The organism is Streptomyces sp. NPDC000229, from assembly GCF_040300825.1.
GTDB lineage: Bacteria > Actinomycetota > Actinomycetes > Streptomycetales > Streptomycetaceae > Streptomyces.
Genome location: NZ_JBEPEL010000020.1, coordinates 58,678 through 75,458 on the forward strand (window position 1 = coordinate 58,678; position 16,781 = coordinate 75,458).

At 71.8% G+C, this 16,781-nt stretch carries 17 protein-coding genes and 1 pseudogene; 13 read left to right on the forward strand and 5 right to left on the reverse strand.

The window, feature by feature from the left end:
• Positions 1–33 precede the first annotated feature (33 nt).
• The 6 genes and pseudogenes from ABT360_RS13380 to ABT360_RS13405 all read left to right on the forward strand — a co-directional run bounded on the left by ABT360_RS13380 (position 34) and on the right by ABT360_RS13405 (position 2,288).
• A pseudogene (locus tag ABT360_RS13380) lies at positions 34–458 on the forward strand (phosphatase PAP2 family protein).
• 91 nt (positions 459–549) lie between these two features.
• A complete protein-coding gene (locus ABT360_RS13385; protein ID WP_351814567.1) occupies positions 550–747 on the forward strand; it encodes a YegP family protein in 198 nt (65 codons plus the stop codon).
• Positions 748–809: 62 nt separating this feature from the next.
• Complete coding sequence (locus ABT360_RS13390) at positions 810–1,217, forward strand: phage holin family protein (RefSeq protein WP_351814569.1); 408 nt, start codon at positions 810–812, stop codon at positions 1,215–1,217.
• A complete protein-coding gene (locus ABT360_RS13395) occupies positions 1,214–1,669 on the forward strand; it encodes a DUF3618 domain-containing protein (RefSeq protein WP_351814571.1) in 456 nt (151 codons plus the stop codon). The genes ABT360_RS13390 and ABT360_RS13395 overlap by 4 nt, the downstream gene beginning before the upstream one ends.
• A 57-nt stretch (positions 1,670–1,726) precedes the next feature.
• The gene (locus ABT360_RS13400) at positions 1,727–1,930 is read left to right on the forward strand and encodes a DUF4235 domain-containing protein (RefSeq protein ID WP_444852236.1); all 204 of its coding nucleotides are present in this window, start codon (positions 1,727–1,729) and stop codon (positions 1,928–1,930) included.
• A gap of 34 nt (positions 1,931–1,964) precedes the next feature.
• On the forward strand, positions 1,965–2,288 hold the full coding sequence (locus ABT360_RS13405) for a hypothetical protein (RefSeq protein ID WP_351814575.1): 324 nt from the start codon (positions 1,965–1,967) through the stop codon (positions 2,286–2,288).
• Between the two features lie 576 nt (positions 2,289–2,864).
• Here the strand turns inward: ABT360_RS13405 and ABT360_RS13410 are convergent.
• Positions 2,865–3,050, reverse strand: a complete 186-nt coding sequence (locus ABT360_RS13410) for a hypothetical protein (RefSeq protein ID WP_351814577.1) — start codon at positions 3,048–3,050, stop codon at positions 2,865–2,867.
• A gap of 449 nt (positions 3,051–3,499) precedes the next feature.
• Between ABT360_RS13410 and panD the strand changes: the two genes are divergently transcribed.
• Complete coding sequence (gene panD, locus ABT360_RS13415) at positions 3,500–3,928, forward strand: aspartate 1-decarboxylase (protein ID WP_351814579.1); 429 nt, start codon at positions 3,500–3,502, stop codon at positions 3,926–3,928.
• Positions 3,929–4,309: 381 nt separating this feature from the next.
• Here the strand turns inward: panD and gndA are convergent, their stop codons facing one another.
• A complete protein-coding gene (gene gndA / locus ABT360_RS13420; protein ID WP_351814581.1) occupies positions 4,310–5,749 on the reverse strand; it encodes an NADP-dependent phosphogluconate dehydrogenase in 1,440 nt (479 codons plus the stop codon).
• 187 nt (positions 5,750–5,936) lie between these two features.
• Between gndA and ABT360_RS13425 the strand changes: the two genes are divergently transcribed.
• The 4 genes from ABT360_RS13425 (at position 5,937) to ABT360_RS13445 (ending at position 10,229) form a co-directional block, all read left to right on the forward strand.
• Complete coding sequence (locus ABT360_RS13425) at positions 5,937–7,142, forward strand: transglycosylase family protein (protein ID WP_351814582.1); 1,206 nt, start codon at positions 5,937–5,939, stop codon at positions 7,140–7,142.
• Positions 7,143–7,872: 730 nt separating this feature from the next.
• Positions 7,873–8,226, forward strand: a complete 354-nt coding sequence (locus tag ABT360_RS13435) for an EamA family transporter (RefSeq protein WP_351814584.1) — start codon at positions 7,873–7,875, stop codon at positions 8,224–8,226.
• Positions 8,227–8,341: 115 nt separating this feature from the next.
• Positions 8,342–9,808: an SDR family NAD(P)-dependent oxidoreductase gene (locus tag ABT360_RS13440; RefSeq protein WP_351814586.1), complete on the forward strand. Its 1,467-nt coding sequence runs from the start codon at positions 8,342–8,344 to the stop codon at positions 9,806–9,808.
• A 250-nt stretch (positions 9,809–10,058) separates the two neighbouring features.
• The gene (locus ABT360_RS13445; protein ID WP_351814588.1) at positions 10,059–10,229 is read left to right on the forward strand and encodes a hypothetical protein; all 171 of its coding nucleotides are present in this window, start codon (positions 10,059–10,061) and stop codon (positions 10,227–10,229) included.
• A gap of 98 nt (positions 10,230–10,327) precedes the next feature.
• Here the strand turns inward: ABT360_RS13445 and ABT360_RS13450 are convergent, their stop codons facing one another.
• The 3 genes from ABT360_RS13450 to ABT360_RS13460 are packed head-to-tail and all read right to left on the reverse strand — an operon-like array spanning position 10,328 to position 13,144.
• Positions 10,328–11,740 (reverse strand): lipase maturation factor family protein, encoded by a 1,413-nt coding sequence (locus ABT360_RS13450; RefSeq protein WP_351814590.1) that lies wholly within the window; start codon positions 11,738–11,740, stop codon positions 10,328–10,330.
• 22 nt (positions 11,741–11,762) lie between these two features.
• The gene (locus ABT360_RS13455) at positions 11,763–12,320 is read right to left on the reverse strand and encodes a DUF1990 family protein (protein WP_351814592.1); all 558 of its coding nucleotides are present in this window, start codon (positions 12,318–12,320) and stop codon (positions 11,763–11,765) included.
• A complete protein-coding gene (locus ABT360_RS13460; RefSeq protein WP_351814625.1) occupies positions 12,317–13,144 on the reverse strand; it encodes a YndJ family protein in 828 nt (275 codons plus the stop codon). Before ABT360_RS13460 ends, ABT360_RS13455 begins: the two co-directional genes overlap by 4 nt.
• A gap of 148 nt (positions 13,145–13,292) precedes the next feature.
• On the opposite strand from ABT360_RS13460, the gene ABT360_RS13465 reads away from it, so the two are divergent.
• Entirely contained in the window at positions 13,293–14,564 is a 1,272-nt protein-coding gene (locus tag ABT360_RS13465) for a DUF6777 domain-containing protein (RefSeq protein ID WP_351814593.1), read from the forward strand.
• Between the two features lie 50 nt (positions 14,565–14,614).
• Complete coding sequence (locus ABT360_RS13470) at positions 14,615–16,687, forward strand: SpoIIE family protein phosphatase (protein ID WP_351814594.1); 2,073 nt, start codon at positions 14,615–14,617, stop codon at positions 16,685–16,687.
• Positions 16,688–16,781: the final 94 nt, after the last annotated feature.

Here is a 16,781-nt window from a genome sequence, read left to right on the forward strand (position 1 = left end):
CTGAAGGAAGGCGATCGTCGCCTCACCCGTCGCATGGCCCACGCCGCAGCGGCAGCCGTGGCCGTCGCCGGTGGCCACCGGGAGGGGAAGGCCGCGATCGGGGCACTGGCGATTATGGGGGTGGCGGAGCTGGTGTCCAATGCGGTGTGCAAGCAGCTTTTCGAGCGGCGCAGGCCCCCAAAAGACCTCATCCCGCACGAGGATGTTCACGACCGGCCGGACAGCTCTTCCTTTCCCTCCGGGCACACCGCCGCTGCCGTCGGCTTCACCGCCGCCATCATCATCGCCTGCCCGCGGTGGGCGTCGCGTACGCGGTGCCAACGGTGGCCGTCTCGGCCGAGCGGGTGCACTCGGGGGCCCACTGTCCCAGCGACGTGGCAGTGGGCGCCGTGATCGGAATGGCCAGCGCCTGGCTGATCCGCCGAGCATCCAGGTCGCTGCTGCGACGCCTGCTGTGAGACGCCGCTCAATAAAGACGGGCCGGATGGCTCGTTCTCATCGGGGTAACCGCTGCGGTGACACGCCCACGACAACTCGGAGGTATGTGCGATGGCAGCGCGCTATGAGGTCCGCCACCAGCCCGGCAAGGGGTACCACTTTGTGCTGATCGCGACGAACAGCCAGGTCATCGCCACCAGCGAGCACTACGAAAGCCACCGCGCCTGCCTGAACGGCATCGACTCAGTCAAGCGCAACGCCGACGCCCCCATCCAGGACGTCACCGGGGACGCGGGCAAGCAGAACTGACGACAGTCCATAAAGGGAGTCCCTCGGGAAGGGCGTAGATCAGGGCAGGGGGGTGAGTGACCATGAGCACCGTTGAGCCCTCCACCGGGTCAAGCGGTAGGGACGATTCTGTTGGGGCACTGGTGACGCAGGCGTCGCAGCTGGTGCCTGACGAGATGCGTCTGGCGCAGGCGGAGATGGTCCAGAAGGGCAAGCGGTTCGGTATCGGCGGCGGGCTGTTCGGCGGCGCGGGCATGGTGGCGTTTCTCGCGCTGCAGGCCCTGGTCGCGACGGGGATCGCCGCGCTGGCCCTGGTACTCACGGTGTGGGCGTCGGCCCTGATCGTGTGCGGCGCGCTCGTGGTGATCGCGGCGGTCCTGGCCCTGACCGCCAAGAAGCAGGTCGCCCAGGCCACCCCGCCCACGCCCGAGCGGGCGATCGACAGTGTCAAGGCCGACGTGGCCGAGATCAAGGAGAAAGCGCACCGATGAGTGACAAGCCGCAGTCCCAGGACAAGACTCCTACACCCGAGGAACTGCGCACGAAGGCGGAGGCCACGCGCGAGCAGCTCGGACAGACCGTGGAGGCTCTGGCCGGCAAGGCGGACGTAAAAGCCCAGGTGCATCAGAAGACGACCGAGGCAAAGGTGCAGGTGCAGCAGAAGGCAGCGCAGGCTAAGGACAAGGCGGCCGAAGCCCTGCGGGTGGCGCAGGACAAGCTTCCCGACCCGGTAGCCGAGAAGGCCGCCCAGGCAAAGGACCAGATCACCCACGCCGCGGCGATGGTGACGAGCAAGCTTCAGGAAACAACACCCGAGGGCCTCAGCGAGAAGGCCGGTCAGGTCACGCAAGCCGCGCGCCAGCGTCGCGGCCCCTTGCTGGCCGTGGGCATCCTCGTGCTCCTGATGCTGGTCAGGAAGCGCCGCAATAGGGGGCGCCGGTGAAAGCCTCCAAGATCGCCCTACAAGCCCGTGGGGCCGGCTCTCGGGGCTGCCAGCGGCTTGATCGCCGGAGCGGCGTTCAAGCAGGCGTGGAAGATACCGGGTCACGATGAGGACGCCCCCGACGCCACCGAGGACCGCAGCTGGCAGGAAGTCCTGCTCGCCCCAGCCGTACAGGGGGTGATCTTCGCCGTCGTCAAGGCCGCCGCCGACCGGGCCGGCGCCGCCACCGTGCACCGCGTGAGCGGCACCTGGCCCGGCTGAGGCGAAACGGCCGCTCAAGACCGAGGAAGGGACAGTGGCCCCACATCGTGACCTGCACGCTCTTACCGCGGCGGCGTTGACCGCCATGGTTCTGGCGGCGCGTTGGTGGTCAGTGTCCCGCCACCGGCGGCGCTACGGGCAGGCCAGCGCCGCCAAGGCCTCCTGGCCGCGCACCGCCAGCCATGCTCCCTCACCCGATCCGCAGGGCGACCGGCTGGCAGAGCTTCACGCCTCGATGCTCGACCCCACCGCCGACCAGAACCTGCGCGAAACCGACGGACACCTCGACCATTACTGGCAACAGCTCCAGCCGCTCTATGTCCGGCACGAGGACGACTCCGGGGGCGGTCAGCACTAATGATCAATCCCGTGTGGTCGGGTGCCGGGCATCAGCGGTTTCCCTTGACGGGGCAAGAGGGCGGAATCGCGGTGTCAGGGCCTCTCCGGATGCGGGGCCTCCCGCTCAGGTGCCAGTCTGGTGAAAAGAGCCAGATCGGTGTCAGGAGGTACCCGCGATGGGCGCAGAAGGAATGAGGCAGCGGGCCAGGGACATGGCGGAGAAGCTGCGGCACAAGGGACAGGGTGAGCGGAGCGGCCAGACGCGACGCAAAACCCAGGGCCGTAACAAGCTCCTCGAGGAGCAGATGAAGAAGATTCAAGAGCGGCGGCACCGGCACCAATGAGCCAGCGGCACACCCTGTAAGCAGACCCGAACGCACGAGGCCAAGATGGCCTGCCTGCTGGCAGTTCCCTACGCCCGACCAGTGATGCGAAGGCATCCACTGGGGACGCAGAACATCGAGGCCGAACGCGACGATGAGGCGAAGACCCGACAATGCGATCGGCTCGTCCGAGCGAAGCTCGGCCGCTTCACGGGGGCCGGCCGCACGGTCATCGCGGTCATGGTCGTACTAGCGCTCCGCCCCCACCCTGGTTACCTTGCGGGACCGCGCTGCTGGATGAGGGCGGCGCGGGCCTGGGTGTCGTCGAGCAGCATGGAGAACTCCGTCAGTGCGATGCGCCGGACGTCCTCGACGGTGACCGGCTCGGTACCGGTGCGGCGGGCGTGCGCGTGTTCGGCGGCGCCGAGGGCCAGCACCTGTCGCCACAGGCCGGTCACCGGTGGTTACCGTCGAGCGGGCCGGGCGCAGGGAGGGCAGGTCATCCTGTGCTGGTTCGTCCTTCCCCCCGTCGGGCAGGTGGATTCCGAACGGCCTCGGCAGGCGGGTGTACGAGAGGGGCAGAGTCCGATTCACCCGAAAGGCCAGAAAGACGTAGTCTGACCTGCGAAAACGTCCCGACCGCCGCCCAGACCGCCGGAGTGACGCTGATCACGGGTGCTGTTCGGACTGTGCTGCGTACGCTTGTGCCGTCGTCGGGGTGGGGCCGGGAGAGCGGGCGAAGCCCTCCTGAAATCGCCTGATGATGGGTCAGGAAAGTCGGCAAGTGGTCAGCATGAGTCCTGAAAAGCCAGGGGATTGCTGCCCGGACATGCGACTCGTTAGGGTAGGAAAACCGCCCTTGACCTGCAAAAACGCAGGCAGGGAGCCTATGTCCAGGAGTACCTCGATGATGCGTACCATGTTCAAGTCCAAGATTCACCGGGCCACCGTGACCCAGGCGGACCTCCACTACGTCGGATCGGTCACCGTGGACGCCGATCTCATGGAGGCGGCCGATCTGCTGCCGGGTGAGCTCGTGCACATCGTCGACATCGACAACGGCGCCCGTCTGGAGACGTACGTCATCGAGGGCGAGCGCGGCTCCGGGGTCATCGGCATCAATGGCGCGGCCGCCCACCTCGTGCACCCTGGTGACCTGGTGATCCTGATCAGTTACGCCCAGGTCGACGACGCCGAAGCCCGCTCGCTCGTGCCGCGGGTGGTCCATGTCGACGCGGCCAACAAGATCGTGGACCTCGGTTCGGACGCGTCGGAGCCGGTGCCCGGCAGCGACACCGAGCGGAGCCCGCACGCCGTTCCGGCCGCCCGCGGCTGACGGGCGCACCGGCCGTACCTCCGATGCGTGATCCCACCGCGCGGGGGAACGCGCAGCGCGAGAACGTGGAACGTACACGGCCCGACCGCCGAGGGAGCGCGCCATGACCAGCCCGAACCCGTATCCCCCCGACCCCGTACCGCCCGCGCCGACGCCGCAGCCCGGCCCGCCGGACCCGGTGCCTCCGACGCCCTTGCCGCAGCCGGGTCCGCCGGGCCCCGAGCCGGGTCCCGCGCCCGGCCCCGTACCGACCCCGACGCCGCCCCCGCACCCGGGACCGCCGCCGCCCGGGCCGGCCCCGGACCCGGTGCCCAAGCCGCCGGGCCCCGACCCGGTGCCCGGACCGGAACCGGAGCCGGGACCGGCGAGCGCCGGCTGACGTCAGCCGCCCACCTCCGAGCGGTCACCGCCCCAGAGCGTGTGGAAGACACCCTCCCGGTCGGTCCGCCGGTAGGTGTGCGCCCCGAAGAAGTCCCGCTGCCCCTGGGTGAGGGCAGCGGGCAACCGGGGCGCCCGCAGCGCGTCGTAGTACGCGAGCGCCGCCGAGAACCCCGGCGTCGGCACGCCCCGACGTGCCGCGGTGGCCACCACCGCGCGCCAGTCGTCCTGGGCCACCCCGATCTCCTCCGCGAACCCCGCGTCGGCCAGCAGGCTCACCAGGTCCGGCCGGGCTGCGTACGCGCCCCGGATCCGGTCGAGGAACGCGGCCCGGATGATGCAGCCCGCCCGCCACAACGACGCCACCGCCGCCAGGTCCACCTCCCACCCGTACGCCTTGCCGCCCGCCCGGATCTGATGGAAGCCCTGCGTGTACGAGACGATCTTCGACGCGTACAGCGCCTGCTCCACCCGCTCCGCGAACCCCGCGGACTCGGCCTCGTCCAGCGGCCGCGTCGCGGGTCCCGGCAGGTCCCGCGACGCCTCGCGCAGCGCCGCGTGCCCGGACAGCGAACGCGCGAACACCGCCTCCGCGATCCCCGACACCGGCACCCCCAGGTCCAGCGCGATCTGCACCGTCCACCGGCCCGTGCCCTTCTGCTCCGCCCGGTCCGCGACGACGTCGACGAACGGCTTCCCGGTCGCCGCGTCCGTGTGCGCGAGCACCTCCGCCGTGATCTCGATCAGGTACGAGCCGAGCCGCCCCGCGTTCCAGTCGCGGAAGGTCTCGGCGATCTTCGCGGGAGTGAAGCCCGCCACCTCGCGCAGCAGGTGGTAGGCCTCCGCGATCAGCTGCATGTCGGCGTACTCGATGCCGTTGTGCACCATCTTCACGAAATGGCCGGCGCCGTCCGGGCCGACGTGGGCCACGCACGGTGTGCCGTCCGGGGCCTTGGCGGCGATCGCCTCCAGCAGGGGGCGGAGGGACTCGTACGCCTCGGCCGACCCGCCCGGCATGATGCTCGGGCCGTGCAGCGCGCCCTCCTCGCCGCCGGAGACGCCCGCTCCGACGAAGTGGATCCCGCGCTCCCGCAGCGCGCTCTCGCGGCGCCTCGTGTCGGCGAAGTGCGCGTTGCCGCCGTCGACGATGACGTCCCCCGGCTCCAGCAGCGGCGCGAACTCCTCGATCACCGCGTCCGTCGGCTCGCCGGCCTTCACCATGACGATCAGACGGCGCGGCCGTTCCAGCGCGGCGACGAACTCCTCGGCGCCCTTCGCGGCGACGAACGCGCCCTCGTCGCCGAACTCCTCGACCAGGGCCTCGGTCCTGGCGAACGTCCGGTTGTGCAGGGCGACCGTGAACCCGCTGCGGGCGATGTTGCGCGCGAGGTTGCGGCCCATGACCGCGAGCCCGGTCACGCCGATCTGGGCAGTGCCACTCATTGTGTGTACTCCTGGGTTGCGCGTATGGGTACGCGTCCATACGCGCCGCGCGAGCAGGGCGTTCACCGGCGCACCCCCAACCGGGGGCGCCGAACGGGCATTTGACGAACGACGCGCCCCCTTGTCACGGCCTGTCGAGTGCCTCTAGCTTGGGCGGCTGCTGACGTGTGCAAGGGGGGACCGACCCATGGCCGTACGCGGACGACACCGCCGGTATCAACCGAGCCGGATCAACCGGGCATCGCTCACCGTCACGGCGAGCGGCGCCGGGATGGCGCTGCCACTGATAGGGGCGGGTTCGGCGCACGCGGCCTCCGTGGACGTCTGGGAGAAGGTCGCGGCCTGCGAGTCCACCAACAACTGGAAGATCAACACCGGCAACGGCCATTACGGCGGGCTCCAGTTCACCCAGTCGACCTGGGAGGCGTACGGCGGTACGCGCTACGCGCCGCGTGCCGACCTCGCCACCAAGGACCAGCAGATCGTGATCGCCGAGAAGGTGCTCAAGGGCCAGGGGCCGCGCGCCTGGCCCACCTGCTCGGTCAAGGCGGGCCTCGCCCGCGGTGGCGACGCGCCCGACATCGCACCGCAGGCGACGCCGCAGGCGCAGCCGACGAGCAAGCCCCGGACCAAGACACCGCCCGCGACCCCCACCACCGTCCCCGGCAAGCGCGAGAGCTACACGGTGGCCCGGGGCGACTCCCTGTCCGGTATCGCGGAGGCGGAGAAGGTCAGAGGTGGCTGGCAACGGCTGTATGCCGACAACCGCACGGTCATCGGCAGTGACCCCGACCTGATCATGCCGGGTCAGAAACTGACGCTGCGTACGACCGCCCCCAGGCCCGCCACGGCGGCTCCGAAACCGCCCGCCACGAAGCCGTCCCCGCCCAAGCCCAAGCCCAGGCCCGCGACCGCCAAGCCCGCCAACCCGAAGCCCGCCCCGGCCAAGCCGGCCGCCGCCAGGCCCGCGGCTCCCAAGCCGCGGACCGCCGGTTTCAGCGCGCCCGTCGACGCCGGCCCCAGCACCGCCTACCGCAAAGCCGGCTCCGCCTGGTCCAGTGGCTACCACACCGGCGTCGACTTCCCGGTTCCGACCGGCACCTCCGTGAAGGCCGTGGCCTCCGGCCGGGTCGTCTCCGCGGGCTGGGGCGGTGCGTACGGCTACCAGGTCGTCATCCGGCACGAGGACGGCAACTACAGCCAGTACGCGCACCTCTCCGCGCTCACCGTCCGCGAAGGACAGCGGGTCACCGGCGGGCAGCGGATCGCCCGTTCGGGGTCGACCGGCAACAGCACCGGCCCGCATCTCCACTTCGAGGTGCGTACGGGACCGGGGTACGGCTCCGACATCGACCCCCTCGCCTACCTGCGGGCGGGCGGCGTCCGCTTGTGACGAGGGCGGCGGCACGGCGGTGAGGAGGACCGGCCCGCCCGCCACGCCGCACCCCACCGGGTCGACCACGGGCACGGTCACGGTCGCCAGGGGTGCCGGCGGCTCGGCGCCCCGGTAGGCGGCCTGCGACGGCACCGGCCCGGCCGCCTACGAGACCGTGCGCGTCCGTCGTCCGGCAGCACGCAGTCGGCTGTTCCGCCATCGGCCTGCCGCCGCGGCCACGGGAGTACCCGACCCGCCCCCGGGCACACGCGGCGGATGGGAGCCCTCCTCGCTCTGGCGTCGGCGGTCGTGTACGGGATCGTCGACTTCGCGGGCGGCATGCTCGCCCGGCGCGCCCACTTCGCTTCCGTCACGGTGATCGGCCAGGCGGGCGGTCTGGTCATGGCGGTGGCCGTCGCGCTGCTCGTCCCGGCCGGGCGAACGCAGGCCGCCGACCTGCTGTGGGGCGCCCTCTCGGGAGGCGGCAGCGCGGCCGCCATGCTGTACCTGAACCGCGGCCTGAGCCGGGGCGCCATGACCGTCGTCGTGCCGGTCAGCGCCGTGACCGGGGTGGCCCTGTCCGTCCTCGTCGGCGTGGCCTTCCTGGGCGACCGCCCGTCGCCGCTCGCCTGGGCCGGAATCGCGGTGACCGTGCCCGCGCTCCGGCTCGTCTCGCGTACGGGACGCAGCACCGGCCCGGGCGGCGGGGGGTCCGACGGCCGCGCCGCGCTCGACGGGTTCATCGCCAGTGCGGGAGTCGCCGTCCAGTACATCGGCCTCGCGCAGGCCGGCGCGGGCAGCGGCCTGTGGCCCGTCGTGGCGGGCCGCGCCGCAGCGCCCGTCGCCCGGCCACCGGCTGCGCCTTCCGCCGCGCCTCCTGATCGGCTCGGCCGCCACCGGCGCGGGCGCCGCCCTCGGTCTCGCCCTCTACCTGCTCGCCACCCGCGAGCAACTGCTCGCCGTCGCGGTCGTCCTCGCCTCCCTCTACCCGGCCATCCCGGTGCTGCTAGGCCTGCTGCTCCTCAAGGAACGCCTCACCCCGCTCCGTACCGCAGGCCTCCTCGGCGCCGTCCTCGCCACCGTGCTGCTCAGCCTCGGGTGACCACCCCGATGACCGTCTCGTCGCCGACGTTTGGCGGCGGGGCCCTCCGCTGACGTAAAGTGCGGCTTTTGAAAAGTAAACGTGGCATACGAGTGATCGAGGAACGGCAACGGCCATGACGGTGACTGAAGAGAACCAGGCGTACGGGCCGGGAATCGACCCCGAGCGCCTGGCCGTCTGCCTGAGCGTCCTCGAAGAGCTCGACACCATCGACGTCGACCACCCGGACGCCATCGCCGTCCGCCGCGCCACGGCCGGTGTCTACCGCACCGTGAAGCAGCGCCGCCGCCAGGAACGCCGGGCCGCCAAGACCGCCCACGACAAGGCGGTCACCGAGGCCACCGCGACCGGTTCGGCCGAGCGGATCGACGACGAGACACAGGGCCTGCTGCCGTCCTCCTCCGTCAGCGGCGAGATCGCGGGCATTCTCCAGCGGCCCCGTTCCTGCTACATCTGCAAGACGCGGTACGTCGAGGTCGACGCGTTCTACCACCAGCTGTGCCAGAAGTGCGCCGCCGAGAACCGGGCCCGCCGCGACGCCCGCACCGACCTGACCGGCCGGCGCGCCCTGCTCACCGGCGGCCGCGCCAAGATCGGCATGTACATCGCGCTGCGGCTGCTGCGTGACGGTGCTCACACCACCATCACCACCCGCTTCCCCAACGACGCGATCCGCCGCTTCAAGGCGATGCCGGACAGCGACGAGTGGATCCACCGCCTGAAGATCGTCGGCATCGACCTGCGCGACCCGGCACAGGTCGTCGCCCTCGCCGACTCGGTCGCCGCCGAGGGCCCGCTGGACATCCTGATCAACAACGCCGCGCAGACCGTCCGCCGCTCCCCGCAGGCGTACAGCGAGCTGGTCGCCGCCGAGTCCGCGCCGCTGCCCGCGGGCGAGCTGCCGCCCGCCGAGGTCATCGGCACCTTCGGCAGCGGCGCCGTGGAGACCATGGCCGCCCTGCCCGGCCCCCGTAACGGCGAGGGCCTGACCGCCCAGGACGTCACCGACCTCGCCCTGGTGAGCGGTTCGGCGTCGCTGGAGCGCATCGCCGCGGGCACCGCGATCGACGCGGGCGGCCTGGTGCCGGACCTGCACGACACCAACAGCTGGATCCAGACCGTCTCCGAGGTCGATCCGGTCGAACTCCTCGAAGTCCAGCTGTGCAACTCCACCGCGCCGTTCATCCTGATCAGCCGGCTCCGCCGGTCGATGGCCGCGTCCTCGGCGAGGCGTACGTACGTGGTGAACGTCTCCGCCATGGAGGGCGTCTTCAGCCGCGGCTACAAGGGCGCCGGGCACCCGCACACCAACATGGCCAAGGCCGCGCTCAACATGCTCACGCGCACCAGCGCCCAGGAGATGTTCGAGAGCGACCGCATCCTGATGACCGCGGTCGACACCGGCTGGATCACCGACGAGCGCCCGCACCCCGACAAGATGCGGCTCGCCGAGGCGGGCTTCCACGCCCCGCTGGACCTGATCGACGGCGCGGCCCGGGTCTACGACCCGATCGTGCGCGGCGAGACGGGCGAGGACCTGTACGGCTGCTTCCTGAAGGACTACGCGCCCTCGAAGTGGTGACCGTCCCCCGGTGACCGGAAGCGGGCAACCTGTCCGGAACACGCCTATGTGACGCGTTCCATCGAGCAGAAGTGCGCTCATTTGGTTAACCTGAGGCGAACGGCCCGCCGCCAGGGATCCACGAAACCCCCTCAGGCGGGCCTCGGGGACAGGCCTGCCACCAAGGCTGCGTTTCCGCCCGAGTACCGGCGCCACCGCGACCGAACGGCAGTAGATGTCCTCATAGGTTCGCGACACGAAGGAGTGCGCGGTGACACCAGAACTCATCAAGCAGGAGCAGCGGCCGGCGGAACACGGCGAAAGAGCCGCCGGGCCCGACACCCTCGGCAGCCTCGAAGTGTGGGCCCGTTCGGCCCCGATCCGGCTGGCCGGGTACGAGGAAGACCTCGCCGAGCCGCACATCCTGCCCGGCATCGACTGATCGCCGGACGATCCGTACCGTGCGCCCCGTGCCCTCCGCCCTCTCCGGGCGGAGGGCACGCGCACGTCCGCGGGGCGGTCAGGACATCCGCGGGGCGGTCAGGACAGCCGGGTCGGCGGGAGGAACTCCCGGACGTAGGTCCGGTGCCACCAGGCACCCGTCTCCCTCAGTTCACGCCAGGTCGTGAAGCGGTAGCGGTACAGCCTGGCGCGGATCCGTGCGGGCGGGGCGTCCGGGAAGGGGTTGTGGCGCAGCAGCCGCAGCGTGTCGCGGTCCCCTTCGAGCAGCCGCTCCACGAACGGCGCGAACCAGCCGTGCGCGTACGCCGGGGAGAGCGCCGCGAACCACATCATCCAGTCGAGGCGCAGGTGGTACGGGGCGAACTGGCGCGGCAGCCGGCGCACGTCGCCGGGCTTGCCCTTGAACTCGTACTCGCGCCACACCGTGCCCGGGTGGACCGTCGGCTTGTCGGTGCCCTCGATCACGATCTCGTACCGGACCCGGCCCACCGTCCCGAAGGCCCCGTAGGTGTTGACCAGGTGCAGCGGGTCGAACGAGCGGTTCATGGCCTGGTGGCGGGAGAGCAGGTTGCGCGCGGGGCGCCAGCTGAGGACCACGACCAGCGCGGTCACGGCGACGACCAGGATCCCGTACCAGAGCGGGGGACCGGGCAGCGCGGGCGCGTCCGCCACGAGGGAGCCGTCGACGGCCGACAGGGCGAGCACGATGGTGATCCAGTTCAGCCAGGAGAAGTTGCCCGACAGCACCAGCCAGAGCTGGGTCAGGACGATGAGCCCCGCCGCCGCGCTCGCCACCGGCTGCGGGGTGAAGAGCAGGACCGGTACGACCAGTTGCGTCACGTGGTTGGCCGCGGCCTCCACCCGGTGCAGGGGCCGGGGGAGGTGGTGGAAGAACCAGCTCAGCGGGCCCGGCATCGGCTGGGTCTCGTGGTGGTAGTACAGGCAGGTCAGGTCACGCCAGCAGGTGTCGCCGCGCAGCTTGATCAGGCCGGCCCCGAACTCCACCCGGAACAGCAGCCACCGCAGCAGGAACAGGATCAGCACGGGCGGGGCCGTGTCGTCGTTGCCGAGAAAGACCGCGAGGAAACCCGTCTCCAGGAGCAGCGATTCCCAGCCGAAGCCGTACCAGGTCTGCCCGACGTTGACGATGGACAGGTACAGCGCCCACAGCACCGCCCACATCAGCATCGAGACGGCGAGCGGCACCGCGTCGCCCGCCCCCGCGACCAGCGCGAGCGACAGCGCCGCGCCCGCCCACGCGCAGAGCGCGAAGAACCGGTCCGAGTAGTGCAGGTGGAAGACGCTGGGCGCCACCCGTGGCGGCACGCGGCGCAGGTGAGCGGGGACCGGCAGCATGCCGCGCTCGCCGATCAGCGCCCGGAACTGCAGGGCGGCGCAGAGGAACGCGACCAGGTAGACCCCGGCGAGGGCCCGCTGGAAGACCAGCCGGCTCAGCCAGTAGTCGGACGAGGTGAACCAGAACCACTCCATCGGGTCCAGTATCGGCCGTCCGTCATCCCGTGGCGATCTTTCGCAGCGTGCGGCCCAGGTGCCGCGCGTAGGCGCGCTGGAGCAGGGGTACGACGGGTCCGGCCGCCCGCGTGTGCCAGAGGGCGGGCCGGCTGAACGCCGTCACGGTGAACCACACGGAGCCGTCCGGCCGCCGGTCCACCACGAACGACTCCTCGCCGCACTCCGGGTGCCCGGTCAGGGTGCCGTACGCGAAGCCGACGCGGTCTTCCTCGTACGCCGTCCACACCACCTGGCACGGTGCGGCGACCTCGAGCGGGCCGACGCCGAGGGCGATCTGTACCGCCGTGCCCGGCTCCGCCCGTACCGAGTCGGCACGCACGCGTGCGCCGGACTTCCGGTGCATCGCCCAGGTCGTGACGGCCGCGCCCGCCGCCTCGAAGACCTCCTGGCCGTGGCCGATCAGCGCCTCGTGGTGCATGTGGTGGTACCCGGTGGGGAGGGGGCGGGTCCGGGTGGCGCCGACGTCCGGGTAGCTGAGACCGGCCGGGCCGACCGGGGTGGTGGCGGGGGTGCCGAGGGTGCGGATCAGGCGGGTCATGCCGGGGTCTCCTTGGTTTCCTCGAGTCGTCGCCAGGCCAGCACGGAGCAGAGTGCGAAGCCGAGCGCGTTGCCGAGACCGTGGGTGGCGGTCATCCAGGTCAGGTTCGGGTGGGGCAGGCCGGTCGCCTCGCCGAGCGCCCAGCTCAGCGCGAGCAGCATGGTCGCGACCAGGACGGCCGCCGAGACGGTGAGCAGTGCGCGGGTGGGCCGCTCGTGCCCGCGGGGCGTGACGTCGCGCCACGTCAGCAGGGCGACGGCCCACATGCCGGCGGTGAGGACCAGAGCCCCGGCCAGTTCGGCCCAGTCGTTCAGGAAGTAGCCCAGAAGGACGAGCAGGGTGCCCAGCGGCACGCTGAGCGCGGCGAACCGGGCAGCCGGGCGGTCCACGGTGCGGCAGACCAGCCCGGCCACCAGGGCGGCGGCGAAACCGGCGAAGTGGAAGTGCGGGACGGTCAGCGCCAGGATGTCCAGGCCGAAGCCGAACAGCCGGTGGCCCAGCCGTTCGGCGACCAGGGCGAGCGCGGCGATCGACGGGCTCACCAGGGCCGTCAGGACGGCGATCTCGGTCGGTGCCGGCGACCGCGTACGGAGCAGCCGGCGCGGGGCGTGCAGCGCGAGGACGACGGTGCCCAGCGCGTAGCAGGAGGCGAGGGTGGCGGCGAGGGCGCCGCGCGGCAGCCACAGGCAGACGGCCCCCGGTACGGCGAACAGGGGCCACAGGCGGCGGATCGCGGTGAGTTCCGCACCGGCCATCAGGCGGAGGCCCGCCGGGACGATCACCAGCATGCCGAGCGTCACGATCAGGTCGACCAGTACGGACACGACGCCCCACCCCCCTTGCTTGAACGTGTTCAGTTCCATGAGCGTAGAGCGTTCTTTGAACGTGTTCAAGTTCGATGTAGGGGTCGGGCTTCCGGTTGCGGGCCTCCGGGGGATCCGGCAGACATGAAGCACCGAGAAGGAGGATCGCGTGCGCTCACCGATACGTCGCCGCCGGTACGCCGCACTCGCCGCGCCGACCGCGCTTCTGCTGGCCACCGTGCTGCTGGTGGCGGGTTGTGGCGGCGAGGCTGGCGAGGGAGCGGGCGCGGCCGAGGGCACCGGGGCGGCGGCCGACCTGCGCGACGTGCGCCTCCAGCCGGCCGGCGCCCGGGGGCCCCACCCGTTCACCGCGTCGACGGCCCGCCCGTCGCCGCGTACGCCCACCGCGCCACCTCACCGGGCCGCGGAGGGCAGAGGTCCGCGTACCGTCCCCGGGTCCACGCCCGGCCTCTATGGCGGTGCGCCCTCCGCTCCCAGCTGCGACGTCGAGCGGCAGGCCCGCCTCCTGACCGACGACGACACCCGGGCGCGGGCCTTCGCGCAGGCCGCCGGTATCGGCTCGGCGGGCATCACCTCCTGGCTGCGAGGCCTCACCCCGGTGGTGCTCCGCGCCGATACCCGGGTCACCGCCCACGGTTACCGCGACGGCTCCGCCATGCCCTTCCAGGCCGTCCTCCAGGCCGGTACGGCCGTCCTCGTCGACCAGTACGGGGCGCCGCGGGTGCGGTGCGCGTGCGGCGGCCCGCTGCGGTCGCCGGACGTCGCCCGCGGGGCCGGCGGTGCCACCGGGGTGAACGGTGCCGTCGCGGGTATGGGCAGGCCCTGGGCGGGCTACCACCCCGGGCGGGTCGTGATCGTCACCCCCACCCAGCAGGTGGTCCACAGCCTGATCATCGTGAACCTCCTGGACAACACCTGGCTCGAACGCCTCACGGGTACCGGCGGGGAACGGGACAAGCGGCCCGAGGCGCCGCCTCCGTACGCCCCCGGTGAGCGCGACCTCGTGGCTTCGTCGGCGCCGGAGGAGCCCGGGGTGCCCGAGCCGGTGGCACCGGCGGACTGCCCGACCGCGGTCGGCACCCGGACGGTCCTGCCGGGCTGCCCCACCCCGCCACCGCCCCCGCCGCCCCCGGTCGTGCCCGCACCGAACGGCCCGGGTGACCACCCGGCCGGCCCGGGCGCCGAACCCCCCGCCATGCCCGACAGCCCCGACAGCCCTGCCATGCCCGACAGCCCCGACACCCCTGCTGTGCCCGACAGCCCCGGCGTACCGGACGGCCCCGGCGTACCGGACGGCGCCGGCGTGCCCGACGCTCCCGCCCCGCAGGACGCTCCCGACCCGCAGGACGGGGGCGGCCCTCCGGACGGGGGCGGCGAACCGGAGGACATGGCCCTCGAGCCGGAGGTCTACGAGGGCTGATGGGTCAGCGAGCAGTCGAAAAAGCCGACAAATGATGGCAGAGTGGCTCCATGGTTGATCCGGCAGCGGATGCCCTGTCGCTTCCCGAGGACTGGCCCGCCCACCCGGATCTGAGTCTGACGCTCAACCGCATGGGCAGCTTCGACTGGGACCTCGACACCGGGCTCATGCACATGGACCGGACCGCCCTCGAGGTGTTCCAGGTGGACGTCACCGAGTACGACGGGCGGCCCGAGAGCCTTGCCTCCCGCGTCCCGCCCAGCGAGGCCGTCCGCCTCGACTCGATGGTGGCCCAGGCCCTCAAGAGCGGTGGCGCCCACTACGGCGCGTACTTCCGCATCCGTACCCGTGACGGCGGACTGCGCTGGACGCACACCCAGGGGTTCATCCGGCGGGACGAGACGGGCCGCCCGCGCCGCATCATCGGCATCGTGCGGGACGCGACCCAGGAGCTCGCCGAGTCCACCGCCCGGCGGGAGGTCGACGAGGAGCGGCGGCGCCAGACCAGCGTGGTGGAGTCCACCACCGCGGCCCTGGCCCACGCCCGGACCGTCCAGGACGTCATCGACGTCCTGAAGGACTCGCACGGGCTGGAGCACCTCGGCGCGACCAGTCTGGTGATGGGACTGCTGGAGTCGGGCCGGATCCACCTGGTCGCCGACGGCCCCCAGGGTTCCTTCGTGCCCGGCACCCGGTACACCCGGGTGGACGAGCAGTACCCGATGAGCGAAGTCGTCCGCACCCTCGCTCCCCGCTTCATCGAGTCACCCGAGGACTTCGCCACTTCCTACCCCATCCTCTGGCCGCACATCAGCGGGCTGGGCATCACCTCCGCGGCCTATCTGCCGCTGATCGCCCAGGCCCGGCCCATCGGCGCGCTCGGCCTGCTCTACGGCGACAAGAACGGCTTCTCGCCCGAGGACCGCAATGTGCTGGTCGCGCTGGGCAGCAGCATCGCGCAGAGCATCCAGCGCGCCATGCTCTTCGAGCAGGAGCACGACCTCGCCGAAGGGCTCCAGCAGGCCATGCTGCCGCGCCGGATCCCCGAGGTCCCCGGCGCGCAGATCGCCGTCCGCTACCGGTCGGCCCGGCTCGGCCGGGACATCGGCGGCGACTGGTACGACATCATCCCGCTGCCCGGCGGACGGGTCGGCGCCGTCATCGGCGACGTCCAGGGGCACGACACGCACGCCGCGGCCGTGATGGGCCAGTTGCGCATCGTGCTGCGGGCCTACGCGGCGGAGGGGCACACCCCGGCCACCGTGATGGCCCGGGCCTCCTCCTTCCTGCACGAGCTGGACACCGACCGCTTCGCCACCTGTACGTACCTGGAGGCCGACCTGGCGACGGGCGTGGTGCAGGTGGTGCGGGCGGGGCATGTCGACCTGCTGCTGCGGGACACCGACGGCAGCTGCCGCCGGGTGCCGGTGCCGGGCGGGATGCCGCTGGGCCTGTCGGCGGAGTTCGGGCGGCTCGACTACCCCGTGGCCATCCTGGAGCTGGACCCGGGGCAGGCCCTGCTGCTGTACACCGACGGGCTCGTGGAGCAGCCGGGCGCCGACCTCGACGAGGGCGTGCAATGGCTCACGGCCCTGGTGCGCAACGGACCGCACGACCTCCAGGACCTCGCCGACCACCTGTGCGACGTGGTCGACGAACGCGCCGGCGAGGACGACGTGGCCATCCTGCTGCTGCGCCGCAAGGGCGGATACACCCCGCAGACCGGCGGGCGCCTCCAGCAGCACGTCGCCCAGAGCGACCCGGAGGCGCTGAGCTCGGCCCGGCACATGATCAGGGCGGCGGTACGGGCCTGGGGCGCTGGGGAGCGGGCCGACGAGATCGAGCTGGTCGCCGACGAGCTGATCACCAACGCGCTGCTCCACACCGACGGCGGGGCGATCGTGACCCTGCGGATGCTGTCCGGGCACGAGCGGCGGCTGCGGGTCGAGGTGGAGGACCGCTCCAGCGCCCTGCCGCGCCGCCGCGAGGCGGGGCTGTCGGGCGTCTCGGGGCGGGGACTGCTGCTGGTCGACCGGCTGACCGAGGTGTGGGGCGTGGACTCGCGCGGCAACGGCAAATGCGTCTGGTGCGAGTTCATGATCACTGGCAGATCGGAAATTTAATGGACACCCGCTGTTAACTGTAAGTGAAGGGATCGTACTTGACCGTAACCGATCGAAGGCGATTGACTGCCTTTCCGTAGCCTTCCACGGCCTT

Coding starts and splice junctions, on each gene's coding strand:
- panD (WP_351814579.1), top strand. CDS start 3,500: ATGATGCGTACCATGTTCAAGTCCAAGATTCACCGGGCCACCGTGACC.
- ABT360_RS13390 (WP_351814569.1), top strand. CDS start 810: ATGAGCACCGTTGAGCCCTCCACCGGGTCAAGCGGTAGGGACGATTCT.
- ABT360_RS13385 (WP_351814567.1), top strand. CDS start 550: ATGGCAGCGCGCTATGAGGTCCGCCACCAGCCCGGCAAGGGGTACCAC.
- ABT360_RS13440 (WP_351814586.1), top strand. CDS start 8,342: ATGACGGTGACTGAAGAGAACCAGGCGTACGGGCCGGGAATCGACCCC.
- ABT360_RS13395 (WP_351814571.1), top strand. CDS start 1,214: ATGAGTGACAAGCCGCAGTCCCAGGACAAGACTCCTACACCCGAGGAA.
- ABT360_RS13455 (WP_351814592.1), bottom strand. CDS start 12,320: ATGACCCGCCTGATCCGCACCCTCGGCACCCCCGCCACCACCCCGGTC.
- gndA (WP_351814581.1), bottom strand. CDS start 5,749: ATGAGTGGCACTGCCCAGATCGGCGTGACCGGGCTCGCGGTCATGGGC.
- ABT360_RS13425 (WP_351814582.1), top strand. CDS start 5,937: ATGGCCGTACGCGGACGACACCGCCGGTATCAACCGAGCCGGATCAAC.
- ABT360_RS13450 (WP_351814590.1), bottom strand. CDS start 11,740: ATGGAGTGGTTCTGGTTCACCTCGTCCGACTACTGGCTGAGCCGGCTG.
- ABT360_RS13470 (WP_351814594.1), top strand. CDS start 14,615: ATGGTTGATCCGGCAGCGGATGCCCTGTCGCTTCCCGAGGACTGGCCC.